The following is a 26195-nucleotide window of genomic DNA, read 5'->3' as shown; positions in this document are numbered from 1 at the left end:
GCCTCCTTTTTTGATGGCTATACGTTTACTTGTTCCGTCCCTGGCGGTTGGAAATCGAAGTCTGCATCAGACTGCGGTGATTCCTGCTGAGGGGCGGTTTCTTCTTGTGGTTTTCTTCTGTCGAGGAAGCGGATCTGGTCGCCAAGGACTTCTGTCACATAGATGCGTGTCCCGTCTTCTTTATCATACGAACGTGACTGCAGACGGCCCGTAACGGCGACAAGTGATCCTTTAATGCAGTATTTCGAGACATTATGGGCTGGCTTGCCCCATGTTGAGCAAAGAACGTAATCTGTTTCGGTTTCTCCTTTCTGGTTTTTATAGTTCCGGGAAACTGCGACAATGAAGGAAGTATGTACCCGCCCTTCATTCAATACGCGCATGGTTGGATCTTTGGTTAAGCGTCCTACAATTCCGACTTGGTTCATTTTCTCACCTCCTTTCGCTTACTTGAAGCATACTAAGAAGATTGAATTCTTTGCAAAACCGGAAAAATTATTTTTAGCAGCTTTTGAGCTGTCATATTTCATTTTTGAAGCATGAGTAAACTTTTTTTCTTCCTGTGAATGGCAAGGTTCAGCGTCTTTTCATCCAAATACAGCTCCAATCAAAACTGGATTTTGATAGTATTCCAGTTTTTTTACATCCTCTTTTTCCGTTCGCTTGCCAATTCGTGCTTATGCTATACTGAAACAAAGCTAGTATTGGAGGCATTGCCGCATGAAAACATTTAATATGCTGTCATTGGGAATTGAAAAAGACGATCAAGTCACCGATTATCCGGTGCATGACGGCCTCATCATCAACCAGGAAAACAAAGACCGCTCATGGATCCTTGAAATGCTGGTTGACATTCAGCACCTGGATATCTTTGAAAAACTGAAGAATTCCGAGGAAACAATCGATGTACAGGTTGTCATTTCCTACCCCGGAAACGAACCTGCCCCTTTTGAAGTGGTTGTCCGCAAAGTGAAGATCATCGGGGACCATGCCTCCGTATTGATGAAAGGCACATTGAAACGGGCCCGCCGAAAATACGCAGAAACACTTCTTTCAGAACTGCTTGAAGACGGTCTTGAAGGACAGGAATTGTTGGAACGCTTTGAAACCGACATGCGTACGCGCCCTGGCCTGCGAAAAGATGAAGCCAAGTCATAAGTTTCTTCATACCCACTGTCCGGAAAAACAGGATAAATTTCAAAGCCTATAGTAAAAGAGCTGTTCCGAAAGTCAGGTTTGACTTTCGGAACAGCTCTTTATTTTCATTGATCTATTATTTCTCAGCAACTGGACCCAATGCGAACAAAATGTCGCATTCGCAAGCAAGTTCTCCGTCGACAGTGGCAATTGCATGGCCTTTGCCCATTGACCCGCGCAGTTTTGTCAATTCAACTTCCAGACGCAATTGATCGCCTGGAACTACCTGCCGTTTAAAGCGGCAATTGTCGATTCCGGTGAAAAATGCCAAACGGCCTTTATTGGCGTCCAGCTGAAGTACAGCTGCAGCTCCAACCTGTGCCAATGCTTCCACAATCAAGACACCGGGCATTACCGGATAACCCGGGAAATGGCCATTGAAAAAGTCTTCATTCGCTGATACGTTTTTCAGGCCGACCGCTTTCTTGCCGGCTTCAATTTCCAGAATTCGATCCACCATCAAAAATGGGTAACGATGTGGTAAAATTGCTTGAATTTGTTCTGTTGTCAACAATCGATTCATCTCCTCTTCACTTTCCGCTCATGATATCAAATATGTGCTGCCAGGTTTCCCATTTCAGCGCATCAGCAGGCTTTCCGTCGCCAATGACGCCAAATCCCACCATTGCCCCTAGAACGGCTGCTAACGCAACCAAAGCAATTACAATGAGAATACGGAGCCATATCGGAAACAGACGAATTTGCACCCACCACGTCTTTTCAGCGCCCTGTGTGTCTTTTTCTTTATCGGCTTTTTTCCGAAGAGAAAAATTCTTTTTCAGTTCAGCCATTCACTCCGTCAACCTTTCTTTCTGCTGGATTCCCGGCTATCGGGCAAAGCTCATGTCTAGTCATTATACTAAAATGTCCGGTTTTTGGCATCAGCTATTTGTCTTTGTTTGCTTTTCCGGAAAATGTTTTCTTTTGCTTCCAGCATCAGTCCAGTTCCCAATGCGACACATTCCAATGGATTTTCTGCAATGGACACAGGAATCTGCAATCGGGTAGCCAGCAGCTTATCTAACCCATCAAGCAGTGCACCTCCGCCCGTAAGAACGGCTCCGCTTTCAATTATATCTGAAGCCAGTTCCGGCGGGGTCTTTTCCAAAACCATCCGCGCCGCTTCAACAATTGAATTGACGGATTCTTTCAATGCTTCCCCAATCTCCATGGAGTTGATCTTCAGCGTCCGGGGAAAACCAGTCAGGATATCGCGCCCCCGGATTTCTATTTCTTTGGCTTCCGTATGTTTTAACGCTGTCCCAACTTCAACTTTAATTTTTTCCGCGGTTTTTTCACCGATCAACAGCTTATGGTGGTCTTTGACGTATTTCATAATCTGTCGATCAAATGAATCTCCAGCCGTTTTTATCGTTTCGCTTGTGACAATGTCTCCCATAGATAATACTGCGACATCCGTCGTGCCGCCGCCGATATCGATGACCATGCTGGCATTCGGCTGATAGATATCCAGGCCTGCTCCGATGGCTGCCACTTTCGGCTCGACTTCGACATAGACTTTTTTACCGCCTGCCTTTTCGGCCACTTCGCGAATAGCATTTTGTTCAATGCTCGTGATATTCGTCGGACAACAAATTAAGATGCGCGGTTTGGTCATAAACCCTTTCAGCTTTAGGATATGCATAAAATGTTTCAGCATCGCTTCGGTAACGTCAAAGTTGTGGATGACGCCATCCTTCAATGGCCGGACCGCCACAATATGCTTTGGCGTTCTGCCCATCATTTTGCGCGCTTCTGTGCCGACAGCCAGCACTTCCTCCGTCTTCCGGTCCATCGCCACTACAGAAGGTTCATTCAAGATGATTCCTTTGCCTTTTACATAGATCAGGACATTTGCTGTCCCTAAATCAATTCCTATATCTTTAGAAAACATCAAGCCGCACTCCTTTTCTACCATCTATCCTGTTGAATTAATTTTTCTACAGCATATGTATTGATTAAATGATTCTCTTAACTGAATAGTTTATCACAGTCAGGATCTCATTGACAAAAATCCCTGGATTCAGCTCCTGCAATTAAAAAGGCTTACGGAGCTGTAAACCAGCGCCGCAAGCCTATGAAGAATAGATTAGACCAATTGCTCGACTTTCGTTTCTGCCTGTTCAACTGACACGCGCTCAATATCAGCGCCCAATGCTGCCAATTTTCCGTGGAAGTTAACGTATCCGCGATCTAAATGATAAAGTTCATTAACACGAGTGATGCCCTCTGCAGCCAGTCCAGCTAAAATCAAGGCAGCAGCAGCTCTCAAATCGGTTGCTGCAACTTCTGCACCTTGCAGATCAGATGGTCCTTCCATAATAACAGAACGCCCTTCGATTTTAACCGTTGCGTTCATGCGGCGGAATTCTTCCACGTGCATAAAGCGATTTTCAAAAACGGTTTCTGTCAAAATGCCGTTGCCTTTGGCAGTCAGCATCAATGACATCATCTGTGATTGCATGTCCGTCGGGAAGCCTGGATGCGGCATGGTTTTGATGTCGATCGAGCGAAGTGGACGGTTTGCACGGATGCGCAATCCTTCTTCTGTCTCCTGAATGTCTACACCCATTTCCCCCATTTTGGAGATCAACGCCGTCATATGTTCAGGAACGGCATTCTCAATGATTACATCGCCTTCAGTGATTGCAGCAGCAACCATGAATGTGCCGGCCTCCACACGGTCAGGAATGATATAATGCTCTGCACCATGTAATTCTTCTACACCTTCAATGCGCATTGTATCTGTTCCAGCACCGATTACGCGGCCGCCCATTTCGTTGATGTAGTTTGCAACATCAACAATTTCCGGTTCTTTTGCAGCGTTTTCGATTAATGTAGTACCTTCTGCCAAAGCGGCAGCCATCATGATGTTTTCAGTTGCGCCGACACTTGGGAAATCCAAATAGATTTTTGCTCCGCGCAAACGTCCAGTTGTTTTAGCTTCCACAAAGCCGTTTCCGAAAGTAATGCTTGCACCCATTGCTTCAAACCCTTTTAGGTGTTGGTCAATCGGGCGTGATCCTATTGCACATCCGCCTGGCAAAGCTACACGAGCAAATCCATTACGCGCAAGAACTGGTCCCATCACCAAAATCGAAGCACGCATTTTGCGTACATATTCGAATTGAGCTTCGCTTGATAATGTTGCTGAAGAATCGATCAGCATTTCATTTTTTTCAGGAAAATACTCAACCTGCACATTCAGACTTCTCAAAACCTCCTGAATCGTGTAGACGTCTGCTAAATTCGGTACCTCTTTAATGATGCTCTTTCCTTTTGAAGCCAATAGCGCTCCAGCTAATACCGGAAGAACTGCATTTTTAGCACCCTCGACCCGTACTTTCCCTTTTAATTTTTGGCCGCCTTTTACAATAATTTGATCCACTGATATGCCCTCCATGTGTTTAATAGTCATCTATATGTATCCCATATACGTTAAAGTCCAATGTCATTATTTAGAAACAAAACCTTACTCATCCTACCCTGTTTTTTAGTAAAAAACAAGCAACTTTACTCTCATTTTGTGCTATTCATCTCATGGGACAATACATTGTTCGAAAAGTTTTCCGTTTTTATGTCCGCTAAAGGAAAAAAGTCACGTTTTAAAAATCAACTAGTAGACCTTTTCCCCTCATTAGAACCATTAAACCTTATACGAAATTTTATTTCCCTGGAAATAAAGATTTGCCGTTTTGCCATAGCCGTGAGGTTCAAAGCCATGGCAAAACGGCAATTTTAAAAAAGATAAGGCAATTGCCGCGACCAAGATGAAATATTTAGGAAAAAAGTAGATACCATGGTCCCGATTGCAATGCTAATAAAAATATAAAGAATTTGTGCTTGAAGTACATGATGCTTATGAATCCATTTTTCGAACATGACAGCACGCATCGCATAAAAAGCAACACCGGTAAAGAATATGTGGCTGAAGATTGAAATCAAAGCCGTTTGCCCAATCATGGTTTCCATCTGATGCACCCTTTCATAAAATGTCAGTTATTCAGTGATGTGAATCCCGTTAATCGCTTGATGACCCATGCGAGGAAATTTCCTAGCTGATCAGTTGTCAGCTTTTGAAAATCTCAGTATCCTCGTTCTGTAGAACTACAGAACTAAATCCAATCTATAAGAAATAGAAAAAGCGGACAAAAGTCAATTGCCCTTCTGCCCGCTTTTGCCTACACTTTTTTAAATATCCAGCTTCAGTGGCCAACTCCTTAGGCTTAAATCCTGCAGGAGCCGAACGGCCGCTTATGCTTTTCTTTATTGTCCAGCTTCAGCGCCCAGATTCTAGGGTCACAAGCCACCCTGGCTATACGGCAAAGAACGCCGCTTCGCCAGTGCGTCTTATCCCCGTCGAATCTACACGGCCGCTTATGCTTTTATTTAAACATTACCCTCATAAACGTTGATACGATTCATCGCACGTTTTAACGCCAATTCTGCACGTTTAAAGTCGATTTCATCTTTATTAGCCTGTAAGAGTGCTTCTGCACGTTTAGCGGATTCCTGAGCGCGTGCCAGATCGATGTCTGTTGCGCGTTCAGCCGATTGTGCAAGAATGGTCACTTTTTCAGGGCGGATTTCAAGAAATCCACCGTTTACAGCAACCAATTCTGTCGAGTTCTCTTTTTTCAATCGGACTGCACCGATTCCAAGAGGAGCGACTGTCGGAATGTGGCCGGGCAAAACGCCCATTTCGCCTGTTGCTGTAACTGCAATAACCATAGATACTTCTGAATCGTATACCGGGCCGTCGGGAGTGACAATATTGACTGTAATGGTCTTCATTTTTTTCCCTCCTGGTCCCTGGTTTTAGACTTCTACGCCCATGCTTTTTGCTTTTGCAATAACATCTTCAATGCGTCCGACCAAACGGAAAGCATCTTCTGGCAAGTGGTCATAGTTTCCATCAAGAATTCCACGGAATCCTTTGATCGTTTCTTGAACTGGAACATAAGAACCTTTTTGGCCTGTGAACTGTTCAGCAACGTGGAAGTTCTGAGAAAGGAAGTTTTGGACGCGGCGTGCACGGTTAACCGTCAGCTTGTCTTCATCGCTTAACTCATCCATACCAAGGATTGCAATGATATCTTGTAATTCTCTGTAGCGTTGAAGCGTTTCTTGAACTTCACGTGAGATATTGTAATGTTCTTCGCCAACAATTTCAGGTGACAATGCACGAGAAGTTGAAGCCAAAGGATCCACCGCTGGGTAAATACCCATCTCAGAAAGTTTACGCTCAAGGTTAGTTGTCGCATCCAAGTGAGCGAAAGTTGTAGCCGGAGCCGGATCCGTATAGTCATCGGCTGGTACGTAAATCGCTTGGATAGACGTTACTGAACCTGTGCTTGTAGTTGTGATACGTTCCTGCAATTGGCCCATTTCAGTAGCAAGTGTCGGTTGGTAACCAACAGCTGATGGCATGCGGCCAAGAAGTGCTGATACTTCAGACCCTGCTTGAGTAAAGCGGAAGATGTTGTCGATGAAAAGAAGAACGTCCGCGCCTTGTTCGTCACGGAAGTATTCTGCCATAGTCAAACCAGTCAAGGCAACACGCATACGTGCACCAGGCGGCTCGTTCATTTGGCCGAAAACCATTGCCGTTTTCTTGATAACGCCAGAATCGCTCATCTCAAAGTACAAGTCATTTCCTTCGCGCGTACGTTCACCAACACCAGCGAATACGGATAAACCACCGTGTTCTTGAGCGATGTTGTTAATCAATTCCTGGATAAGAACTGTTTTACCTACACCGGCACCACCGAAGAGACCGATTTTACCGCCTTTGATGTAAGGGGCAAGCAAGTCAACAACTTTGATACCTGTTTCAAGAATTTCAACTTCTGTGGAAAGATGCTCGAACGTAGGTGCTAAGCGGTGAATCGGATCACGGCGCTCTGTTGCAGGAATTTCTTCCCCTAAGTCGATAATTTCACCAAGTACGTTAAATACTCGGCCTAATGTTACATCTCCAACTGGAACAGAAATTGCTCTGCCCAAGTCAGTTACTACTGAACCACGTTGCAGTCCATCAGTAGATTCCATCGCGATTGTACGGACTGAATCGTCACCAAGGTGAAGAGCCACTTCAAGCGTCAAAACGACTTGAGCTTGTCCGGGACGATCAATATTTACAGTTAGGGCGTTGTAGATAGCTGGAAGTTGGCCATCAGCAAACTTTACATCTACAACCGGTCCCATAACCTGAAGAACGTGTCCTGTGTTCATGCTGTTCCCTCCTGTCTTACTTTTTTAAAAACTTCCGATCACGGAAGTTTTCAGTATTTTTTTCAGTAGGCTTCCGCGCCCATTTGTATGGGCACTTCCGCTATTTTTTATTCCAGTGCAGCTGCTCCGCCGACAATCTCTGTAATTTCCTGAGTGATTGCTGCTTGGCGTGCACGGTTGTATTGAAGTGTCAGTCCATTAATCAAATCAGACGCATTATCAGTCGCGCTCTTCATTGCTGTCATGGATGCAGCATGTTCACTTGCTTTGCCATCAAGAACGGCTCCAAAGATCAAGCTTTCCGCATATTGAGGAAGAAGAACTTCCAAAATCGCTTCTGCTGAAGGATCGAACTCGTAAGATGCAGTTGATCCGGTCGGTTGAATATCCGTCAGCGGTAAGACTTTTTTCTCTGTAACTTCTTGTTGAATAGCTGAAACAAAGTGATTATAGTACATATAAACTTCATCATATGTCCCATCTGCGAACATACCAACAGCTTTGCGCGTTAATTCTTTAATATCCGAAAACGTCGGATGGTCCGGAAGTGCAATTGCACTTTCAAGAATCGTCATTCCTTGCTTCGCAAAGAATTCCTTCCCTTTCCGGCCAACGCTCAGGATAACAAAGTCGTCATTGGATGTATGCCGTTCACGGATTCTGCTCATGACAGTACGAAGAATATTACTGTTATATCCGCCTACAAGGCCACGATCCGATGTGATTACTAAATAAGCTGTTTTCTTTACAGGGCGGGCAATCATCATCGGGTTGCTGGTGTCCGTAGACCCGGCTGCGATGGATGCCACCACGTCCTGTATTTTATTCATGTAGGGAACGAATGCTTTCGCATTCACTTCCGCACGGCTTAGTTTAGATGCCGAAACCATTTGCATGGCTCGTGTAATCTGGCTCGTTTTCTTGGTTGACGTTATTCGTGTTTTTATATCGCGTAAAGATGCCACTGGTATTTCACCACCCTATTATTTTTTCTTCATATTCGACTCAGCGATTCCCCCGGTTTAACGGGCAGTATGTCTCCCGCATTGATATGCAGGAGATGGACTGACCGGTAAAATCCGATTGGATCAACCAGCATTCAGTAAGGCAAAAACCTTAACTGAATACAGTTTCTCTTTACTCTGATTTTGCGAAAGTGCGTTTGAATTCATTGATCGCTGCACCGAATGCGTCATCAGCAGGTAAACCTTGAGTTGTACGAATAGTATCCAAAATTTCTGTGTGGTTCGAATCCAACCAGCTTGTCAATTCAGCTTCAAAGCGAGAAATGTCGTTGATAGCGATGTCGTCTAGGAATCCACGAGTCAACGCATAGAAAATAACAACTTGTTTTTCAACTTTGATCGGATTGTTCAAATCTTGCTTCAAGACTTCAACTGTACGTTTTCCGCGTTCGATCTTAGCAGCTGTTGCCGCATCAAGGTCAGAACCGAACTGAGAGAATGACTCAAGTTCACGGAAAGAAGCCAAGTCAAGACGCAATGTACCCGCAACTTTTTTCATTGCTTTGATCTGAGCTGAACCACCAACACGTGATACAGAAAGACCGGCGTTGATCGCTGGGCGTACACCTGAGAAGAATAGATCCGATTGAAGGAAAATCTGGCCATCCGTAATCGAGATAACGTTTGTTGGAATGTATGCAGAGATATCGCCAGCCTGCGTTTCAACGAACGGCAATGCTGTGATAGATCCTGCTCCTAGAGTTTCGTTCAACTTCGCAGCACGCTCAAGAAGGCGTGAATGCAAGTAGAAGACATCCCCTGGATAAGCTTCACGGCCTGGCGGACGACGAAGCAATAGTGAAAGTTCGCGGTAAGCAGATGCTTGTTTTGTTAAATCATCATAGACGATCAACACGTGCTTGCCTTCAAACATGAATTCCTCTGCCATTGTGATACCTGCATAAGGAGCAAGGAACAGCAATGGAGCAGGCTGTGAAGCAGAAGCTGTTACAACGATTGTGTAATCAAGTGCTCCGTTTTTACGGAAAGTTTCTACTACGTTACGTACAGTAGATTCTTTTTGTCCGATAGCTACATAGATACAGATCATATCTTGGTCAGCTTGGTTCAAGATCGTATCGATCGCTACAGAAGTTTTACCTGTCTGGCGGTCACCGATGATCAATTCACGCTGTCCACGACCGATCGGCACAAGTGCATCGATCGCTTTGATCCCTGTTTGAAGTGGTTCATGAACCGATTTACGGGCCATAACCCCTTGTGCAGGGCTTTCAATTGGACGTGATTTTGTCGTGTTGATCGGCCCAAGACCGTCAACAGGTTGTCCAAGTGGATTTACTACGCGTCCGATAAGTTCATGTCCTACCGGTACTTCCATAATACGGCCAGTCCGACGTACTTCATCGCCTTCTTTAATGTCTGTGTACGGGCCAAGGATAATGATACCAACGTTGTTGGCTTCCAAGTTTTGCGCCATACCAAGGACACCAGTTGAGAACTCTACAAGTTCTCCAGCCATGACGTTGTCGAGGCCATGAGCGCGCGCGATACCATCACCAATGGTGATTACTGTACCAACGTCGTCAACTTTCATCTCTGATTGATAATTTTCAATCTGTTGTTTGATCAGACCGCTGATCTCTTCAGCTTTGATGCTCATGTATGTCACCCTCTCATAATTTCATAATTAACCGATTAGTTGACGCTGCAGACGTGCCAATTTCGTGCTCACGCTGCTGTCATAAATACGGTTTCCGATTTGAAGACGCAATCCGCCGAGCAACGATGGATCGATGATGTTTTCAATTCGTAAAGATTGTTTACCGATTTTTTTAGCGAAAATGGAAGAGATGGATGCGCGTTCTTCTTCCGTCAAAGGACGTGTAGAATAAACTTTCGCATCTTCAATTCCTTGTGCGTCATTAGATAAAGCAACGAACTCATCAGCCAAAGAGCCGACTTCGTCCAGACGTTTGCGTTCTGCCATCAATTGAAGCGTATTCACCACAAACGGATTTGCTTCGTTAAATACTTCATTGATCAAGTTTCTTCTTTTCTCAGCAGAAAGTTTTGGTGAAACGATCAAATTGTAAAGTTCCGGAGTCATTTCGAAGACTTTTTTCACTTCACGCAAATCATGTTCAATATCCAAAGACGATCCGTGCTTCTGAGCGACTTCAAACAATGCTAAAGCGTAGCGTTCTGCAACTAGACTCACTGAACTTCGCCTGCCTTCGCAATCGTTTCGTTAATCAACTGACGGTTGTCTTCCTCAGAGATTTCTTTTCCAAGCACTTTCGTAGCAGCAAGCAATGACAATGCCACAACTTCTTCACGAACCGCTGAAATAGCTTTATCTCTTTCGTTGGCAATTTCCTGAACCGCTGCTTCTTTCATGCGGCCAGACTCAGCACGTGCAGTCGTAATGATTTCCTCACGCGAAACTTCGCCTTGCTTTTTAGCGTTCTCAACGATTTCCTGTGCTTGTGTACGCGCATCTTTAAGAAGGCTGCGCTGCTCTTCAAGCAACTTTTGTGATTCTAGACGGCTGTTTTCAGCAGTTTCGATTTCACTCTTGATCAAATCTTCACGCTGCTGCATTACGCCCATCAAAGGACCCCATGCGAATTTCTTCAAAAGCACCATCAGCAAGGTGAAGATAACAAGTGTAGCGAGAATGTCTCCGATATTCAAAAACTCCCCGGTTGCACCGAGTACAAGATGGTCAAAAAACACGATTGTTTCACTCCCTTCAAGAGCCTAAAATACAATTTCTTCTATAGTAAGATCTTTTACTCTGTAAGATGAATTTTCAAAAGCAAGGTGGTGCATACAAGTTTAAATGGCGAAAATCATGTAGTAGCATCCCCACCATTAAACTTTGTGACTATTAAATACTATTGGTTCATAACGATGAACGCGATAACTACAGCGATGATCGGCAATGCCTCAACCAATGCAACCCCGATGAACATAGTTGTTTGTAGAACTCCGCGAGCTTCTGGCTGGCGAGCGATACCTTCAACTGTTTTTGAAACGATAAGACCGTTACCAATACCTGCGCCTAGTGCTGCTAAACCTACTGCGATTGCTGCTGCTAATAAACCTAATGAACCTGTCATTTTGATGTGTCCTCCTCAGGATAGTTGTTTTTTTTTTGCTCTACGAGCAGTTTATACTCAATGGTCGTCGGCAACTTTGTGCGACATGTAGACCATCGTTAACATAACGAAAATAAACGCCTGGATTGCCCCGATAAAGATCGAGAATCCTTGCCATGCCATCATAGGCACGATTGCTGATGCGAATCCAAATGCACCTGCTGATGCGAGGCCTGCCAACAAAGTCAACAGGATTTCCCCCGCATAGATGTTACCGTAAAGACGCAGACCGAGTGTCAGCGTATTTGCGAATTCCTCAATGATGTTCAATGGGAATAAGAATTTCATTGGCTTGATATAGCCTCCGGCGTATCCTTTGAGCCCTTTCAGCTTGATGCCATAATAATGGCTCAAGATTAGCACCATTGCGGCCAATGTCATCGTTACCGTCGGGTCAGCTGTTGGCGATTTCCACCAAAGATCTCCGTTGACAACTATTGCAAATGGAAGGCCTAACATGTTCGAAACAAAAATGAACATAATCAGGGTGATTCCAAGAACATGGAATCGGCCACCATCTTTCCAATCCATATTGCTGTTGATTATTCCTTTAACGAAATCCATGATCCATTCCATGAAGTTCTGCATGCCCGTTGGTTTGAGCTGCAGTTTCCGTGTAGAAATATAAGCAATAAGGAAAACGATAAGAGCGGCTATAGTTAGCATCATAACGTTCGATAGGTTAAACCAGATCCCGAACACCTCGAGCATAGGAGCGCCATGTTCCACGATTGTTCCACCTCTCTTTCCACATTGTTAATGGTGTTTCACATGATAAACAATCCGCTCTGCCAATAACAGAGCGTAAGGGACCATCAACCCAATTACCGTACTGACCAAGTGAATGTGCTCTGCGAACAAAATGGCGATCGCCACAGCTGCAACACCTGATGCAAACCGTAATGCCGTTCCAAGCGAACGAACTTTCGAGCCTTCAGCCACCGCACGGTCGAATTTCTCCATCCGCCGAACCAGGATCCACATGTTGTAAATGCCGAACAAAGTTCCGATTATGAGACCCGCGAACACTTCTTGATAAGGGGTAAACCCCCAACCAATAACGCAGAACGCCAAGATGAAAAAAATCATCTTTTTTAGTCGTGTATATATCTCCCTAAGTCCTTCCATTTTTTACTTGTCTCCTGATTCGAATTTGCGGACAGTCTGAAGCATTGCCCAAACACCGGCAGTGATGCCTATGAATAGGCAGATGATCATGAAAAACGGGGCGGTTCCGAGCCTGTCATCGAGCCACATACCTGTGAACACGCCGATAAGCACGGACCCGACAAGTTGTGAGAGGATGGCACTATAAATTGCCATCGCTTGTAAGGGACTTTTTGTTGGGCGCATGATAACCCCCTCGAACTTCGTTGATTTGACATTAAACCCTTAAAAAGAGCCGTCGCATCAGGCTTTCAAGACCACATAATCTATGTAAGAAAACCTTCTCATGCATACCCTTTGTAAGCATACAATAGGGGTAAAATCATGTCAATTAGTAGAAGTGAAAAACTTCACAAGCGATTTCCTTTCGACATATTGTCGACAAATTTTACCGAAAAATTTGAAATTGACGGTCTATCCCATTTACAGCTTTGAAAAATACGTATGCAGCGCTTCGACGATCCGGGCAGATGCTTGGCCGTCTCCGTATGGATTGGATGCTTGGGACATCGCCTTGTAGGCAGATTCGTCCGTCAGCAATTCTTTAGCCAATCCATAAATCGTCTCTTCGTCAGTGCCTGCGAGCTTCAATGTTCCCGCGGTGATGCCTTCAGGGCGTTCAGTGGTATCACGCAAAACCAAAACCGGCTTGCCAAGTGAAGGCGCCTCTTCCTGAATTCCGCCTGAATCGGTCAGAATAAAGAATGAACGGGCCGCAAAGTTATGAAAATCCAATACTTCCAGCGGTTCGATCAAATGGATGCGCGGGTCACGGCCCAGTACTTCATCCGCCACTTCACGTACAGCCGGATTCATGTGAACCGGGTAAACCACTTGGATATCATCGTGCTCTTCAATCAACCGTTTAATTGCGCGGAACATATTTCGCATCGGCTGCCCTAAGTTTTCACGGCGGTGCGCCGTCAGCAAGATCATACGGTCTGTGCCGATTTTCTCCAGGATCGGATGTGTGTAAGTTTCGCGAACAGTCGTTTGAAGCGCATCGATTGCCGTATTGCCTGTAATGTAGATGGTTTCTGCCTTCTTGTTTTCATCCAGCAGGTTCTGAGCGGATTTTTCAGTTGGCGAAAAATGAATATCCGCCATGACACCCGTCAACTGACGGTTCATTTCTTCAGGATATGGCGAATATTTATTGTGTGTACGCAAACCGGCTTCCACATGCCCTATGGCGACCTGGTTATAAAAAGCAGCAAGGCTGGCAGCAAAAGTCGTTGTCGTATCGCCATGCACCAGCACGATATCCGGCTTCGCTTCTTTCATAACCGAATCAAGCCCCTGCATGGCACGCATCGTAACATCGGTCAATGTCTGGCGGTCTTTCATGATATTCAAATCGAAGTCAGGCGTGATCTGGAAAGTCTCCAGCACCTGATCCAACATTTCCCGATGCTGCGCTGTCACTGTCACAAGCGGTTCAATGGTGTCGGGATGTTTTTGAAGTTCCAAGACAAGCGGCGCCATTTTAATGGCTTCGGGCCGCGTACCAAATATCGTCATTACTTTCCATTTTTTCGTCAAGCTGGTTTACCTCACTTTCTTATTTTGTTCCAAATAGACGGTCTCCTGCGTCTCCAAGACCTGGAACGATGTATCCTTTTTCGTTCAATTTCTCATCAAGTGCTGCGATGTAGATGTCCACATCCGGGTGAGCTTCTTGCAGTGCTTCCACACCTTCAGGAGCTGCGATGATGCACATGAAACGAATTTTCGTAGCGCCACGCTTTTTCATGGAGTTGACTGCTTCAATAGCAGAACCTCCGGTAGCAAGCATTGGATCTACAACGATGAAGTCCCGTTCCTGCACATCGGATGGCAATTTCAAATAGTACTCGACAGGCTGCAATGTGACCGGGTCACGGTACAAACCGATATGTCCGACTTTAGCTGCCGGAATCAATTTCAGGATTCCATCGACCATGCCGATTCCTGCGCGCAAAATCGGCACAACGCCCAATTTTTTCCCTGCAAGGACTTTCGATTTCGCCATTTGGACCGGCGTTTCCACGTCGATTTCCTCTAGCGGCAAGTCGCGTGTGATTTCAAACGCCATCAATGTGGCAATTTCGTCAACCAATTCGCGGAATTCTTTCGTGCCTGTAGACTTGTCACGAATGTACGTTACTTTGTGCTGAATCAGCGGATGATCAAAAACGTATACTTTTCCCATGGCCTATCTCTCCTTTTCAAACATTATCTTAAATAGTATAACAGAAAATTCTTTGCCCTAGTGGCCAGATCCTGCTTTGGTATTATTCAGTTAATTTCGCCTATGCTTTATTTTTCCAAAGAAAAAAACCGGGAAATATTTCCCCGGCTTAGCAGATGTTTCATTTGTCCATTTAAATGCATTTCAACATCGGGTTCAAAAGTGTCCCATTTCCGCAATTCTGAAACGTTTTTTCTTCTGTTATAATAAATACGCTTCATTGAGCGGCATCGGCTTGTAGAAGAAATAACCCTGACCGACCTTGCAGCCAAGCGCCAATAATGTTTGGCGATCCTGCTCAGTTTCCACACCTTCAGCCACTGCGCGCATATTCAGGTTCTCCGCAAGCTGAATGATAGTCCGGATAATCGCCAAAGTTCCCGGTTCGTGCATAGTTGAAATAAACGAACGGTCGATCTTCAATTCTTCAACAGGCAGCTTCTGCAGATAGCTGAGCGACGAATAGCCGGTGCCAAAATCATCAATCGATGTCGTAAACCCGCAGTGCCTCAGATGCCTAAAGACTTTATTGGCCGTTTCGATATCTACAAAACCGATTCGCTCGGTTATCTCCAATTGAATCCATTTCGGGTCAATGCCGTATTCGGCCGTCATGTCCATCAAATACGGAACGAAAGAATGATGGAAGAAATGATCTGCAGAGATGTTGATGGCAACTTGCCGAATCTTCAACTCCTGCTCTGTTCTTTTCTTCATCCATTGCAGCACTTGCTTCAAGACGTTTTGCTCCAGCATGCGGATTTTGCCATTTTTTTCAGCTGCCGGAATAAAGACGTCCGGCGGTATGGTCCCAAGCTCAGGAGATGTCCAACGGGCCAGAGCTTCAAAACTCAAGATTTCACCGGTTGTCAAATCGACTTTGGGCTGCAAATGGACGCCGACTTCATTGCGTCTCAGTGCTGCCGTCAATTCATTCGCCACGCGCAAATCCTTCATCATGAATTCATCATGCTCACTTTCGAAATAACAGATCGCCTCACCGGTCTGAAGTTTCGCCTGTGACAATGCGCTATCTGCACAACGAATTAACTCCTCGGAATCCTGCTGGTTGGGCGTTACGATGGCTACCCCCATTTTCAACGTCAGGAATAATTCCATATCCCCTACTTTGATCGGTTCCACCAGTCCGCTCAGCAGATGATCCAAGTAATCCGGAATTTTTGTGAAAGGCGTCGCACTGTACATGGCTAGCGTAGAATCCGAAAAACGTGCAATCAGGTTATCCGACAAATTCTGCGAAAGCATCAATCGTTTGCCGATTTCGCGCAGGATCGTGTCCCCTGCTCTGTGGCCATATTGATCGACCACTTTGACGTATTCATCTGTCGACAAAAATGCCACGAAACCTTCTTTGCCTTCTTTCAGCAATTCCGTGATTTCAGTTCTGAAATAATTTCGGTTGGGCAAATCCGTATTTTCATCGGTATAAGCCAAGCGCAAAACCTCTTCGTGCTGACGGGAATATTTGATGGCCAGCGAAGCGATCGATGCCACTTCTTCCATGAATGCCAAATCTTTTTCATGCGGCGTCAACGGCGAAGGGAAATAAATTCCGAAAGTACCGATGGCGCTTCCTTCAACATTAAATATTGGAATTGACCAGCTGGACACCAAGTTATAGGTTTTCACTAATTGCTGATGATTTCGCCACAAGTAGTCCGTGCTCATATCATCCACGATTACTGCTTCTTGCCGGTGGAATGCTGCACCACAAGTACCGATGTCTTCCTCAACCACCGTTCCGTCGATGGCATCCTGGAACCCTTTCGGCATGGAACTGGCCGCACCGATTTTATAAAGTTCGGTATCGTCGATCAACAATACCGTGCATTTCGCTCCATCAATAAAGAACGATTCGGCGGTATTGCAGATATTCTGCAGCAACGCGCTGAGCATATAGCCTTTTTCGATTCCCGTGTATGTCTCTTTTTGAAGCTTGATCAAGGCTTCTGCACGTTTGCGGTCGGTGATATCGTGCTGGAGCATCAATGTGAATTTGAAATCCTTTTCTGGAAAAGATAAAGGCTGCACAGTGATTTCATTCCAAAAAGGAGTGCTGTTTTTTCGGTAATTCACAATTTCCACAATGCCGCTCTTACTGGCATCCACACATTTCCGAATTTGCTCTTTCGCTTCCATTGCAGTTTTTTCACCATGCAGAAAACGACCATTCCGCCCCAGGGTTTCCTCTTCGCTATAGCCGATCATTTTGTAAAAGGCATCGTTCGCATAAACGACGGGCTGGTCTTCCATCTCCGAATTAACGATCAGAAATGATGTATGGAATTCAACACCGAGACGGCGCAGCCACTCCATGATTACCTTTTTATCTCTCTTCAGTTCATGCGTGTGCATACGACGCGTCCCTCCTGTGTTGCTATGTATTTTAATAAAGCAAAGAAATCTGCTCCAAATTATGCAGAAAAAATAAAGCTGCCAAGCAGTTTACCCGGCAGCAGTATTTAATTATTTATATAAGGGATGCGCAGCAGTCAATTTGGCTGTACGTTCTGCAGCATCTTTTTTCACGGATTCATCTTCCGGATTTTTCAGGAGCATTGCCATGATTGCAGCAATTTCTTTCATTTCCGCTTCTTTAAATCCACGGGATGTTACGGCAGCAGTCCCAAGACGGATTCCCGAAGTGACAAATGGGCTTTCGGGATCAAATGGAATGGTATTTTTGTTTGTTGTAATACCGACTTCATCAAGTACATGCTCTGCGACTTTGCCTGTCAGATTCAACGAGCGGAGGTCGAGCAGCAGCAAATGATTGTCTGTGCCGCCGGAAACGATGTCAACGCCTTCAGCAATCAGGCCTTCAGCAAGTGCATTGGCATTTTTCACGACTTGTTCAATATAGGTTTTGAATTCAGGTTGCTGCGCTTCACCGAATGCAACGGCTTTCGCTGCGATGACGTGCATAAGCGGACCGCCTTGAATTCCAGGGAAAATGGTTTTATCGATTTTTTTCGCAAATTCTTCATTGCAGAGAATCAACCCGCCGCGTGGACCGCGAAGTGTTTTATGCGTAGTCGATGTAACGAAATGGGCATGAGGGACAGGATTAGGATGAGCCCCAGTAGCAACAAGGCCCGCGATATGTGCCATGTCGACCATCAGGTAAGCTCCGACTTCATCAGCGATTTCACGGAATTTAGCAAAATCCAATTTACGCGAATAAGCGCTTGCTCCAGCTACAACCATTTTCGGCTTGTGTTCCAAAGCTGCCTGGCGAACTGCTTCATAATCGATCAATTGCTCTTCTTCTGTAACGCCGTACTCGACAAAATTATACTGCATACCGCTGAAATTCACTTTACTGCCGTGCGTCAAATGCCCGCCATGGTTCAGGTTCATTCCAAGAATCGTATCGCCTTTTTCCAAAACTGCTGTATAGACAGCCATATTGGCTTGTGATCCAGAATGGGGTTGAACGTTCGCATGTTCCGCGCCAAAAATTTCTTTCAGGCGGTCGCGTGCAATGTTCTCAACGACATCCACAAATTCGCAGCCACCGTAATAACGTTTGCCCGGATAGCCTTCCGCGTATTTGTTGGTCAATACTGATCCCTGTGCATCCATAACTGCTTGTGAGACAAAGTTTTCAGAAGCGATCAATTCGATATTCGCTTCCTGTCTTCCTTTTTCTGCATTCATCGCTTCATATACTGCTGGGTCTAGCGCCTTAATCAATTCCATCTGTGTATCCCTCCTGTAATTGAACAAGCTCACGATCATAGCTCGCACGTGCCCCACCGATCAATTTCGGCCGGGTAGTAGCGGATGCCACAATCGCTTCACCTACTAGTTTAACAGAAGTTCGCAGAGGAACGGCAACTCTTTTCAAATGCATGCCAATCATTGTTTGTCCGATATCGATTCCCGCATGGGCCTGGACCTCTTCCACTACGACCGGATCGGCCATATTGCTGAATGCATATGCACTCATCGAACCGCCAGCTTTGGCGACTGGAATAACCGAGACCGGTTCCCATCCATATTTTTCAGCAGCCTGCCGCTCGACCGTCAATGCGCGATTGATGTGCTCACAGCCTTGAAACGCCAAAAAGAGCTGATGGCGTGCCGCGAATTTCTCCAAAGGTTCAAACAGACTTTCTGCAATATCCAACCCGCCGCCTGTTCCGATGCGTTTTCCTGCTACCTCTGACGTCGAACAGCCGACTACAAACACTTGGCCTTTCCTGAACTCGATCTGCTGCTCCAATTCGCTTAAAATCTCTTCCAGTTGCAATTGCCATAAAGTTTGCATGCCGACTCCTCCTTATTTTTCGAGGTCTGTGATTTTTTGGATGCGTTTTCCGTGTCTGCCGCCTTCAAATTCTTCTGTCAGCCAAGTTTGAGCGATTTCACGTGCAAGGCCCGGACCAATTACGCGTTCCCCCATTGCCAGGATATTTGAATCGTTATGCCCTCTTGTCGCTTTTGCACTGAATACATCATGGACAAGCGCGCAACGAATGCCTTTGACTTTATTTGCCGAGATGGACATGCCGATGCCTGTGCCGCAAATCAAAATCCCACGGTCAAATTCTCCGCTTGCCACCCGGTCAGCAACCGGTTTTGCATAATCCGGGTAATCGACTGAATCGTCTGTATGCGGACCGAAATCCTGATATTCTATGCCAATTTCGTTCATTAGGTTAACGATTTCTTTGCGCAGGTTATTCCCGCCGTGATCTGATGAAATTGCCACTCTCATGGTAAACCCTCTTTTCTTAAAATCAAATTTATGGTTCAGCAAAAGCGCTCTTGTCGAATTGTGCCGAATTGCATTACGCTTTTAATTAATTCTAACATTTTTACGCAAAAAAGACAGGCAAACCCTCACTGGCTCGCCTGTCTTTTTCAGTTAAGTGATTTTTTCAATTAATTTATCAATCAGCTCTTTGAGTTCATGAAAGGTCTCTTCATAAAGTTCCAGCGGCCCTCCGTATGGGTCACTGATATCTTCTGCCGAACCTTCGGTGAATTCCTTCAATGTATAAAGTTTTGTCGCTGCTTCAGGCTGTGCCTGCAGAAGCGTCATTTTATGCGAATTGGTCATCGTCAAAATCAATTCCGCCCATTGCATATCCCCCGCTTCCAGAGGCTTGGACGTATGAGTAAACGAAATTTGCTGTTGAGATAAAACAGATTGGGCATTCCTGGACAGCGGTGCGGCACCAGCAAATATCCCCGCCGAACGGACTTCGATACCAGGCAATTTTTTCGCTGACAGGATGGCTTCAGCCATCGGGCTCCGGCATGTATTGCCCGTACAGACAAATAGAATCTTCATCCTGCACCTCCTTTCAAACAATCAGCTGAACCATTTATGGTCCGCAGCTTTTTCAAGTCTGTTCATTAACGCTTCGTCCATTTTTCCACCGGTTTCAACCGATGCCAAAATCAGATCTGCATCTGTTGAATCACATTTGCGCAAGCTGGCGTAAAGAGTTGCCATGGACAATGGAAAATTAAAATCAGCTTCAGGGTATTCTTCTTTGCTGATGACAGCTACGCGTTTCCCTTTTCCCCGGACATATTCAATCGCTTTTTCAATTAAACCTTCTTCATTTTCAATCAAATACAATGGAGCTGCAGGCGCGTAATGCATGTACTTCATCCCTGGGGATTTAGGCGTGTTATTTTTGTTGTCGGAAGACAAACGGACCGTTCCGATGACATTCTCCAACTCCTGTTTCGACACTTTCCCTGGACGCAGAATAACCGGCGGCTCACAAGTCGTATCCAGCACAGTGGACTCGATGCCGATTTCCGTGGGACCCCCGTCCAAAATCAGCGGAATTTTGCCATCCATGTCATGGTATACATGCTCAGCCAAGGTTGGACTTGGTTTTCCGCTTGTATTGGCGCTCGGTGCCGCCAAAGGCAGCTTCAGTTCCTGCAAAAGCTTCAGCGCTACCGGATGATTCGGCACACGGACTCCGACTGTTTCAAGATTTGCTGTAACATTTCCGGCAAAGGTTTCAGGTTTTGCTTGCATGATCAGCGTCAAGGCCCCGGGCCAAAAAGCATCCATGCATTGCAACGCTTTTGCTGATACTTCCTGCACATATGTCAATGCTGTTTCTTTCGAATCAACATGGACAATCAATGGATTATCAGCTGGACGGCCTTTTGCTTCAAAAATTTTATTGACGGCTTCCCAATTGGTCGCATCCGCTCCCAATCCGTAAACTGTTTCAGTCGGAAACGCGACAACCTCACCATTGCGAATGATTTCCACAGCCTGTTCATAACTTTCTTTTTCATCCACATTCTTATCCACAGAAATAATTTCCGTTTTCACAAGAACAACTCCTATTTTTAAGGGTTTTTATCGTCCTATCCACATAAAGTGGATAACTCCCTATTAGTTGTGCGCAAATTGTGCATAACTTACTCGATAATCGCAAAAACCATGCGATCCTTTTTGTTGATATCTTCTTTAATATAGACCAATGCGTCCGGAAAAGCGCTTTTTAGCATCTTTTCGACCGCCGGTCCCTGTTGATAACCTATTTCGAATCCGATAATACCTGGTTTATTGATCAACTTCGGCAACTGTTCAGCCATTTTTTCATACAAAGCCAAACCCTCCTGATCGGCGAACAAAGCATTATGGGGCTCAAAATCGCGGACACTGTCGGACAAACTCGGCGCTTCTTCATATCCGATATAAGGCGGATTCGATAAGACGACATCCCATTTCTGGTCTTTGATCGGTTCCGTCAAATCACCCAACCGGAAATCGATTTCCGCATGAAGGCGTTCGGCATTTAATGCTGCCGTCTCCAGTGCAGGCTGCGAAATATCGGTGGCGGTTACCTGCGCATTTGGCAACTCACATTTCATCGTGATGGCGATAATGCCGCTTCCTGTACCAATATCAGCGATCGCCAATTCTTCCTTGAAAAGATGGCGTTCAATCAGCTGCAGCGTTTCTTCTATTAGTTCTTCTGTTTCAGGCCTTGGAATCAAGACATCCGGATTTACCAGGAAGTTTCTGCCATAAAATTCTTCACTGCCCGTCAAATGCTGCACTGGAACCCCTTTGGCATGCTGCTCCACATTTGCCCAGAACCGGTTAAATTGAGCTTCACTGATTTCATCGCGCATGGCAGCGATCAAGCCCGAATACGAAAGGTCCAGTTCATGCTGAAGAAGGATGCGTGCAGCTCCTTCTTCACGGCCGTTCTCCAGTAAAAAAGAAGAAGCCCTCTTCAGGGCCTCATAAACATACTTAAGCTTGGTCATTGTTCAGGCTTTCCATGCGGGCTGACTGTTCTTCCACAATCAACGCCTCTATGATTTCATCCATTTTCCCTTGCAAAATCTGATCCAGCTTCTGGATCGTCAATCCGATGCGGTGATCGGTGACACGGTTTTGAGGGAAATTGTATGTCCGGATCCGTTCAGAACGGTCGCCCGTTCCAACCGCAGATTTACGGACTGCGTCATATTCAGCCTGTGCTTCCTGCTGGAATTTTTCATAAACGCGTGCACGCAATACTTTCATGGCACTGGCTTTGTTTTTGATCTGTGATTTTTCATCCTGGCAGGTAACCACAGTGTTGGTCGGAATGTGCGTCAAACGGACAGCTGACATCGTGGTGTTAACCGATTGTCCGCCGGCGCCTGAAGATGCATATGTGTCAGTCCGGATATCATTCTCATGGATATCGATTTCCACTTCTTCAACTTCCGGCAAACAAGCCACCGTTGCGGTCGAGGTGTGGATCCGCCCGCCCGATTCTGTTTCCGGCACCCGTTGTACACGGTGTGCTCCGTTTTCATATTTCAATTTCGAATAAGCGCCTTTCCCTGTAATCATAAAGACGATTTCCTTGAATCCGCCAAGTCCGGTCGGGTTCGAATCCAGCACTTGGACTTTCCAGCCGTTCGTTTCGGCAAAACGGGTGTACATGCGGTAAAGGTCACCTGCAAATAACGCGGCTTCATCTCCGCCAGCTGCTCCACGGATTTCCATAATAACGTTTTTATCATCATTGGGATCTTTCGGAATCAACAGCTTATGAAGGCGCTCTTCAATCACTGAAATCTGTTCTTCCAATTCGCTGACTTCTTCCTTGACCATTTCGCGCATGTCGGCGTCCATCTTATCGTCGAACATGGCTTTTGCTTCAGCCAATTGAGTTGTCAAATCTTTGTATTCACGATAGGCTTCAACCGTTTCCTGCAGATCCGATTGTTCCTTGGAATACTCACGCAGTTTATTGGTATCGCTGACGATATCGGGATCGCTCAGCAATTCGTTCAAACGGTCATATCTATCTTCTACTGATTGTAATCGATCAAACATAGGTGTCACCTCGAGTTCTAATTTTGTGTTGTTTTTGTGTTGGATTGAAACTTCATCATTGCTGTTCGCTTGATTGGTTAAAGATTTTAATAAGCAGCTATACTTTGTCATCCGTATATTTCAGATATGGAGCAACCCAGCGGAGACTCCACAGGATAGCGTAGCTGGTTTGTGGAATATCTGTATTCCAACTTAACTATTCACTTAACAGTAACACCCGCAGGCACTTCGTGATGATGGCGGCAGCGTGGTTCGTAGGCCTCAGATGCACCGACCAGAATTGTCGGATCATCTGACCCAGCTGGCTTGCCGTCGATCAGGCGCTGCGTCCGGCTCGCCGGAGAACCGCAAACGGTACAGACAGCTTGAAGTTTCGTCACTTGTTCGGCAATGGCGAGCAAAGCTGGCATGGGGCCGAATGGACGTCCTCTGAAATCCTGATCCAGTCCGGCAACAATTACACGGAAACCATGATCAGCAAGCTTTTGGATGTTTTCGATGATGTCTTCATCAAAAAATTGGGCTTCATCGATGGCAATGACGTCAAATTCATCTGTAATGTGATCCCACATATCAGTTGAGCGGGAGATCGGCAGAGCGATTACTGTTGCTCCATTATGGGAAACAACCGCTTCTTTGCTGTAACGGTCGTCGATTTTTGGTTTAAAAACGATAATTTTTTGTTTGGCGAATTGCGAACGGCGCACTCGGCGGATCAGTTCTTCGGATTTTCCGGAAAACATGCTGCCACAGATTAATTCGACCCATCCTGTTTGTTTCATGACGTACATAGGTGAGACCCCTTTCGGACACTTTGTTGTTAGTTTAATCATACCAAAAATCATTCAGCATCTTGCTGTTTTTTGGAATATGTAAGGTGTTTTTTTCTAATATGGAGAAAGCCATAATCAGGCAGCTTCTCCTTTATCTAAGGTGGATAAGGCATCCACTTGCTGAAAAAGCAGGAATAAACGAAAAAAAAATACCCGCCAGGCGTTTTCGCGCTAGGCAGGTATATTTTTAATTGATGCAGGAAAGCGGTAAACAGGAGGACAGAAATTCGTTGCGGAATTTCCGCTTCCTGTCCATGCTCTTCCAATATTACTCGTTGATTTCTTCTTTAAGGCCGTATTTTTTGTTGAAACGGTCTACGCGGCCATCTGCTGAAGCGAATTTCTGACGTCCAGTGTAGAATGGATGACATTCAGAGCAAAGCTCAACGCTGATGTTTTCTTTTACAGAACCAGTTGTGAAAGAGTTCCCACATGAGCAAGTTACTGTAGCTTGTTTGTAATCTGGATGAATACCTGATTTCATTTTGTTTTCTCCTCTCGCCCTGAACCATCTGGAACAGAGTTTAATCTATTTTTACTATTGCCTTACACGGTTCTTTAGACCGTATATGCAATAGCTTTGGTTTGATTCACTCTCATAATCATATCAAATTCTTGTATCGTTTGCAAGCATTTAAATCATCTTCTTGTTGCTTCGGTGGGTCTTCATTTCCGTAGCCAATTGCTCGAAGAATTCTTCATTTGTATCTGTTTGGCCCAGCTTCTTCAGGAAACGTTCACCGAAATCATGAGAATCCGAGAAAGTTTTTCGGATGGACCAAAGCTTTTCAAGCTGTTTCGGCTCGATCAGCAACTCTTCCTTACGCGTTCCGGAACGGCGTATATCAAGTGCAGGGAAAATGCGGCGTTCAGCCAAAGATCGGTCAAGATGCAATTCCATGTTGCCGGTCCCTTTAAATTCCTCGTAAATGACTTCATCCATTCGTGACCCTGTTTCCACTAAAGCGGTCGCTAAAATCGTCAAACTGCCGCCTTCTTCGATATTTCGGGCGGCACCGAAAAAGCGTTTTGGACGGTGGAAAGCTGCTGGGTCTATTCCTCCTGATAGTGTACGCCCGCTTGGCGGAATCACCAAATTATATGCTCGGGCAAGGCGCGTGATGGAATCCATCAAAATGACAACATCACGTTTGTGCTCAACGAGGCGCATCGCCCGTTCAAGGACAAGCTCTGCGACTTTCACATGATTTTCAGGTACTTCATCAAATGTCGAAGAGACAACATCCGCATTTACGGAACGTTCGATATCCGTTACTTCTTCCGGACGCTCGTCAATCAGCAGGACAATCAATTCAGCTTCGGGATGATTGGTTGTAATGGAGTTCGCAATTTCTTTTAGAAGCATGGTTTTCCCGGCTTTTGGCGGTGCTACGATCAATCCGCGCTGACCAAAACCGACTGGCGCAACCAAATCCATGATGCGTGTAGACAAATGAGCCGGTGTCGTTTCCAGACGGATATGGCGATCTGGATAAAGTGGCGTCAACCCAGGGAAATGCACACGTTCTTTGGCTACTTCCGGATCTTCGCCGTTAACGGCTTCGACTTGAAGCAAACCGAAATAACGTTCGTTTTCCTTTGGAGGACGCACTTTCCCGGAAACTTTGTCCCCATTCCGCAAATCGAAACGGCGGATTTGGGATGCCGAGATGTAGATGTCCTGTGAACTTGGGGAATAGTTGATCGGGCGCAGGAAGCCAAAGCCTTCTGATTGGATAATTTCCAAAACACCTTCCATAAAGAAGAAGCCTTCCTGTTCCGCGCGTGTCTTCAAAATCGCAAAAATCAGTTCTTTTTTTGTCAGCTTGCTGTAATTGGTCAATTTATATTCTTTTGCTAAATTATATAGTTCTTTTAATGTCATATTCTCCAATGCGGAGATTGTTATCGTTGCCATGTATCGGACACCACTCTTATTCGTATTATTTTTTTGTAGATAAGTTGAATGAATGGATGAGCCTTTTTCCATCGACCAGAAGAACTCACGTAAGGCAGAGCTTCTTCTAAAACCAATTA

The 26195-nt window shown here is 45.4% G+C and carries 30 protein-coding genes; 1 reads left to right on the top strand and 29 read right to left on the bottom strand.

The window, feature by feature from the left end; translation table 11 throughout:
* Positions 1-17 precede the first annotated feature (17 nt).
* Positions 18-428 carry a single-stranded DNA-binding protein gene (locus IRE19_RS01560; protein WP_203339065.1) on the bottom strand — a complete coding sequence of 137 codons (411 nt, stop codon included), beginning with the start codon at positions 426-428 and terminating at the stop codon, positions 18-20.
* 292 nt (positions 429-720) lie between these two features.
* Here IRE19_RS01560 and IRE19_RS01555 point away from each other — a divergent pair, with 292 nt between their 5' ends.
* On the top strand, positions 721-1158 hold the full coding sequence (locus IRE19_RS01555; protein WP_191713570.1) for a YwpF family protein: 438 nt from the start codon (positions 721-723) through the stop codon (positions 1156-1158).
* 115 nt (positions 1159-1273) lie between these two features.
* Here the strand turns inward: IRE19_RS01555 and fabZ are convergent, their stop codons facing one another.
* The 28 genes from fabZ to rho all read right to left on the bottom strand — a co-directional run bounded on the left by fabZ (position 1274) and on the right by rho (position 26076).
* Positions 1274-1711, bottom strand: a complete 438-nt coding sequence (gene fabZ, locus IRE19_RS01550; RefSeq protein WP_191713569.1) for a 3-hydroxyacyl-ACP dehydratase FabZ — start codon at positions 1709-1711, stop codon at positions 1274-1276.
* A gap of 16 nt (positions 1712-1727) precedes the next feature.
* Positions 1728-1988, bottom strand: a complete 261-nt coding sequence (locus IRE19_RS01545; protein ID WP_191713568.1) for a DNA-directed RNA polymerase subunit beta — start codon at positions 1986-1988, stop codon at positions 1728-1730.
* Between the two features lie 68 nt (positions 1989-2056).
* On the bottom strand, positions 2057-3091 hold the full coding sequence (locus IRE19_RS01540) for a rod shape-determining protein (protein WP_284700298.1): 1035 nt from the start codon (positions 3089-3091) through the stop codon (positions 2057-2059).
* Positions 3092-3286: 195 nt separating this feature from the next.
* Positions 3287-4585: a UDP-N-acetylglucosamine 1-carboxyvinyltransferase gene (gene murA / locus IRE19_RS01535; RefSeq protein WP_191713566.1), complete on the bottom strand. Its 1299-nt coding sequence runs from the start codon at positions 4583-4585 to the stop codon at positions 3287-3289.
* A 350-nt stretch (positions 4586-4935) separates the two neighbouring features.
* Complete coding sequence (locus tag IRE19_RS01530; protein ID WP_203339063.1) at positions 4936-5169, bottom strand: DUF1146 family protein; 234 nt, start codon at positions 5167-5169, stop codon at positions 4936-4938.
* 417 nt (positions 5170-5586) lie between these two features.
* Complete coding sequence (locus IRE19_RS01525) at positions 5587-5991, bottom strand: F0F1 ATP synthase subunit epsilon (protein WP_191713564.1); 405 nt, start codon at positions 5989-5991, stop codon at positions 5587-5589.
* A gap of 24 nt (positions 5992-6015) precedes the next feature.
* Positions 6016-7431, bottom strand: coding sequence for a F0F1 ATP synthase subunit beta (gene atpD, locus IRE19_RS01520; RefSeq protein WP_191713563.1), 1416 nt, complete (start codon positions 7429-7431; stop codon positions 6016-6018).
* A 107-nt stretch (positions 7432-7538) separates the two neighbouring features.
* Positions 7539-8396 carry an ATP synthase F1 subunit gamma gene (gene atpG, locus IRE19_RS01515; RefSeq protein ID WP_191713562.1) on the bottom strand — a complete coding sequence of 286 codons (858 nt, stop codon included), beginning with the start codon at positions 8394-8396 and terminating at the stop codon, positions 7539-7541.
* A 172-nt stretch (positions 8397-8568) separates the two neighbouring features.
* Positions 8569-10077 (bottom strand): F0F1 ATP synthase subunit alpha, encoded by a 1509-nt coding sequence (gene atpA / locus IRE19_RS01510; protein ID WP_191713561.1) that lies wholly within the window; start codon positions 10075-10077, stop codon positions 8569-8571.
* Positions 10078-10104: 27 nt separating this feature from the next.
* Positions 10105-10635, bottom strand: a complete 531-nt coding sequence (locus IRE19_RS01505; RefSeq protein ID WP_191713560.1) for a F0F1 ATP synthase subunit delta — start codon at positions 10633-10635, stop codon at positions 10105-10107.
* Positions 10632-11153 carry a F0F1 ATP synthase subunit B gene (gene atpF / locus IRE19_RS01500; RefSeq protein WP_191713559.1) on the bottom strand — a complete coding sequence of 174 codons (522 nt, stop codon included), beginning with the start codon at positions 11151-11153 and terminating at the stop codon, positions 10632-10634. The genes IRE19_RS01505 and atpF overlap by 4 nt, the downstream gene beginning before the upstream one ends.
* Positions 11154-11314: 161 nt before the next feature.
* Positions 11315-11539, bottom strand: a complete 225-nt coding sequence (gene atpE / locus IRE19_RS01495; RefSeq protein ID WP_006829234.1) for a F0F1 ATP synthase subunit C — start codon at positions 11537-11539, stop codon at positions 11315-11317.
* Between the two features lie 57 nt (positions 11540-11596).
* Positions 11597-12307 carry a F0F1 ATP synthase subunit A gene (atpB, locus tag IRE19_RS01490; protein ID WP_191713558.1) on the bottom strand — a complete coding sequence of 237 codons (711 nt, stop codon included), beginning with the start codon at positions 12305-12307 and terminating at the stop codon, positions 11597-11599.
* Between the two features lie 27 nt (positions 12308-12334).
* Positions 12335-12706, bottom strand: a complete 372-nt coding sequence (locus IRE19_RS01485; RefSeq protein ID WP_191713557.1) for an ATP synthase subunit I — start codon at positions 12704-12706, stop codon at positions 12335-12337.
* A gap of 3 nt (positions 12707-12709) precedes the next feature.
* On the bottom strand, positions 12710-12931 hold the full coding sequence (locus IRE19_RS01480) for an AtpZ/AtpI family protein (RefSeq protein WP_142827136.1): 222 nt from the start codon (positions 12929-12931) through the stop codon (positions 12710-12712).
* Between the two features lie 237 nt (positions 12932-13168).
* A complete protein-coding gene (wecB, locus tag IRE19_RS01475) occupies positions 13169-14287 on the bottom strand; it encodes a non-hydrolyzing UDP-N-acetylglucosamine 2-epimerase (protein ID WP_284700297.1) in 1119 nt (372 codons plus the stop codon).
* A gap of 19 nt (positions 14288-14306) precedes the next feature.
* Positions 14307-14936: a uracil phosphoribosyltransferase gene (gene upp / locus IRE19_RS01470; protein ID WP_191713556.1), complete on the bottom strand. Its 630-nt coding sequence runs from the start codon at positions 14934-14936 to the stop codon at positions 14307-14309.
* Positions 14937-15176: 240 nt separating this feature from the next.
* Positions 15177-17351 carry an EAL domain-containing protein gene (locus tag IRE19_RS01465; RefSeq protein ID WP_203339062.1) on the bottom strand — a complete coding sequence of 725 codons (2175 nt, stop codon included), beginning with the start codon at positions 17349-17351 and terminating at the stop codon, positions 15177-15179.
* A gap of 111 nt (positions 17352-17462) precedes the next feature.
* A complete protein-coding gene (gene glyA, locus IRE19_RS01460; RefSeq protein ID WP_191713554.1) occupies positions 17463-18698 on the bottom strand; it encodes a serine hydroxymethyltransferase in 1236 nt (411 codons plus the stop codon).
* Complete coding sequence (locus IRE19_RS01455; RefSeq protein ID WP_203339061.1) at positions 18685-19269, bottom strand: TIGR01440 family protein; 585 nt, start codon at positions 19267-19269, stop codon at positions 18685-18687. Before IRE19_RS01455 ends, glyA begins: the two co-directional genes overlap by 14 nt.
* Before the next feature lie 12 nt (positions 19270-19281).
* Positions 19282-19719: a ribose 5-phosphate isomerase B gene (gene rpiB / locus IRE19_RS01450; protein WP_191713552.1), complete on the bottom strand. Its 438-nt coding sequence runs from the start codon at positions 19717-19719 to the stop codon at positions 19282-19284.
* A gap of 150 nt (positions 19720-19869) precedes the next feature.
* Positions 19870-20298: a low molecular weight protein arginine phosphatase gene (locus IRE19_RS01445; protein ID WP_203339060.1), complete on the bottom strand. Its 429-nt coding sequence runs from the start codon at positions 20296-20298 to the stop codon at positions 19870-19872.
* Between the two features lie 21 nt (positions 20299-20319).
* Positions 20320-21312: an L-threonylcarbamoyladenylate synthase gene (locus IRE19_RS01440; protein WP_203339059.1), complete on the bottom strand. Its 993-nt coding sequence runs from the start codon at positions 21310-21312 to the stop codon at positions 20320-20322.
* A gap of 89 nt (positions 21313-21401) precedes the next feature.
* Positions 21402-22259 (bottom strand): peptide chain release factor N(5)-glutamine methyltransferase, encoded by an 858-nt coding sequence (prmC, locus tag IRE19_RS01435; protein ID WP_203339058.1) that lies wholly within the window; start codon positions 22257-22259, stop codon positions 21402-21404.
* Positions 22246-23325, bottom strand: coding sequence for a peptide chain release factor 1 (gene prfA / locus IRE19_RS01430; RefSeq protein ID WP_191713548.1), 1080 nt, complete (start codon positions 23323-23325; stop codon positions 22246-22248). Before prfA ends, prmC begins: the two co-directional genes overlap by 14 nt.
* Positions 23326-23525: 200 nt before the next feature.
* Entirely contained in the window at positions 23526-24116 is a 591-nt protein-coding gene (locus tag IRE19_RS01425) for a thymidine kinase (protein ID WP_191713547.1), read from the bottom strand.
* Positions 24117-24426: 310 nt separating this feature from the next.
* Positions 24427-24642: a 50S ribosomal protein L31 gene (gene rpmE / locus IRE19_RS01420; protein ID WP_191713546.1), complete on the bottom strand. Its 216-nt coding sequence runs from the start codon at positions 24640-24642 to the stop codon at positions 24427-24429.
* A 150-nt stretch (positions 24643-24792) separates the two neighbouring features.
* Positions 24793-26076 carry a transcription termination factor Rho gene (gene rho / locus IRE19_RS01415; protein WP_191713545.1) on the bottom strand — a complete coding sequence of 428 codons (1284 nt, stop codon included), beginning with the start codon at positions 26074-26076 and terminating at the stop codon, positions 24793-24795.
* Positions 26077-26195 lie beyond the last annotated feature (119 nt).

The sequence above is a fragment of the Planococcus beijingensis genome (genome assembly GCF_016820615.1).
Lineage (GTDB): Bacteria > Bacillota > Bacilli > Bacillales_A > Planococcaceae > Planococcus > Planococcus notacanthi.
Note: the sequence above shows the minus strand (reverse complement) of the source record. Positions and strands in the feature narration are given on the sequence as shown.

What these genes read in the sequence shown, in the direction of transcription:
- IRE19_RS01560 (WP_203339065.1), bottom strand. Translation starts at nt 428, where the DNA reads ATGAACCAAGTCGGAATTGTAGGACGCTTAACCAAAGATCCAACCATG.
- IRE19_RS01555 (WP_191713570.1), top strand. Translation starts at nt 721, where the DNA reads ATGAAAACATTTAATATGCTGTCATTGGGAATTGAAAAAGACGATCAA.
- IRE19_RS01545 (WP_191713568.1), bottom strand. Translation starts at nt 1,988, where the DNA reads ATGGCTGAACTGAAAAAGAATTTTTCTCTTCGGAAAAAAGCCGATAAA.
- IRE19_RS01540 (WP_284700298.1), bottom strand. Translation starts at nt 3,091, where the DNA reads ATGTTTTCTAAAGATATAGGAATTGATTTAGGGACAGCAAATGTCCTG.
- IRE19_RS01530 (WP_203339063.1), bottom strand. Translation starts at nt 5,169, where the DNA reads ATGGAAACCATGATTGGGCAAACGGCTTTGATTTCAATCTTCAGCCAC.
- IRE19_RS01525 (WP_191713564.1), bottom strand. Translation starts at nt 5,991, where the DNA reads ATGAAGACCATTACAGTCAATATTGTCACTCCCGACGGCCCGGTATAC.
- atpD (WP_191713563.1), bottom strand. Translation starts at nt 7,431, where the DNA reads ATGAACACAGGACACGTTCTTCAGGTTATGGGACCGGTTGTAGATGTA.
- atpA (WP_191713561.1), bottom strand. Translation starts at nt 10,077, where the DNA reads ATGAGCATCAAAGCTGAAGAGATCAGCGGTCTGATCAAACAACAGATT.
- atpE (WP_006829234.1), bottom strand. Translation starts at nt 11,539, where the DNA reads ATGACAGGTTCATTAGGTTTATTAGCAGCAGCAATCGCAGTAGGTTTA.
- IRE19_RS01485 (WP_191713557.1), bottom strand. Translation starts at nt 12,706, where the DNA reads ATGGAAGGACTTAGGGAGATATATACACGACTAAAAAAGATGATTTTT.
- IRE19_RS01480 (WP_142827136.1), bottom strand. Translation starts at nt 12,931, where the DNA reads ATGCGCCCAACAAAAAGTCCCTTACAAGCGATGGCAATTTATAGTGCC.
- upp (WP_191713556.1), bottom strand. Translation starts at nt 14,936, where the DNA reads ATGGGAAAAGTATACGTTTTTGATCATCCGCTGATTCAGCACAAAGTA.
- IRE19_RS01465 (WP_203339062.1), bottom strand. Translation starts at nt 17,351, where the DNA reads ATGCACACGCATGAACTGAAGAGAGATAAAAAGGTAATCATGGAGTGG.
- glyA (WP_191713554.1), bottom strand. Translation starts at nt 18,698, where the DNA reads ATGGAATTGATTAAGGCGCTAGACCCAGCAGTATATGAAGCGATGAAT.
- IRE19_RS01455 (WP_203339061.1), bottom strand. Translation starts at nt 19,269, where the DNA reads ATGCAAACTTTATGGCAATTGCAACTGGAAGAGATTTTAAGCGAATTG.
- rpiB (WP_191713552.1), bottom strand. Translation starts at nt 19,719, where the DNA reads ATGAGAGTGGCAATTTCATCAGATCACGGCGGGAATAACCTGCGCAAA.
- IRE19_RS01445 (WP_203339060.1), bottom strand. Translation starts at nt 20,298, where the DNA reads ATGAAGATTCTATTTGTCTGTACGGGCAATACATGCCGGAGCCCGATG.
- prmC (WP_203339058.1), bottom strand. Translation starts at nt 22,259, where the DNA reads ATGACCAAGCTTAAGTATGTTTATGAGGCCCTGAAGAGGGCTTCTTCT.
- prfA (WP_191713548.1), bottom strand. Translation starts at nt 23,325, where the DNA reads ATGTTTGATCGATTACAATCAGTAGAAGATAGATATGACCGTTTGAAC.
- IRE19_RS01425 (WP_191713547.1), bottom strand. Translation starts at nt 24,116, where the DNA reads ATGTACGTCATGAAACAAACAGGATGGGTCGAATTAATCTGTGGCAGC.
- rpmE (WP_191713546.1), bottom strand. Translation starts at nt 24,642, where the DNA reads ATGAAATCAGGTATTCATCCAGATTACAAACAAGCTACAGTAACTTGC.
- rho (WP_191713545.1), bottom strand. Translation starts at nt 26,076, where the DNA reads ATGGCAACGATAACAATCTCCGCATTGGAGAATATGACATTAAAAGAA.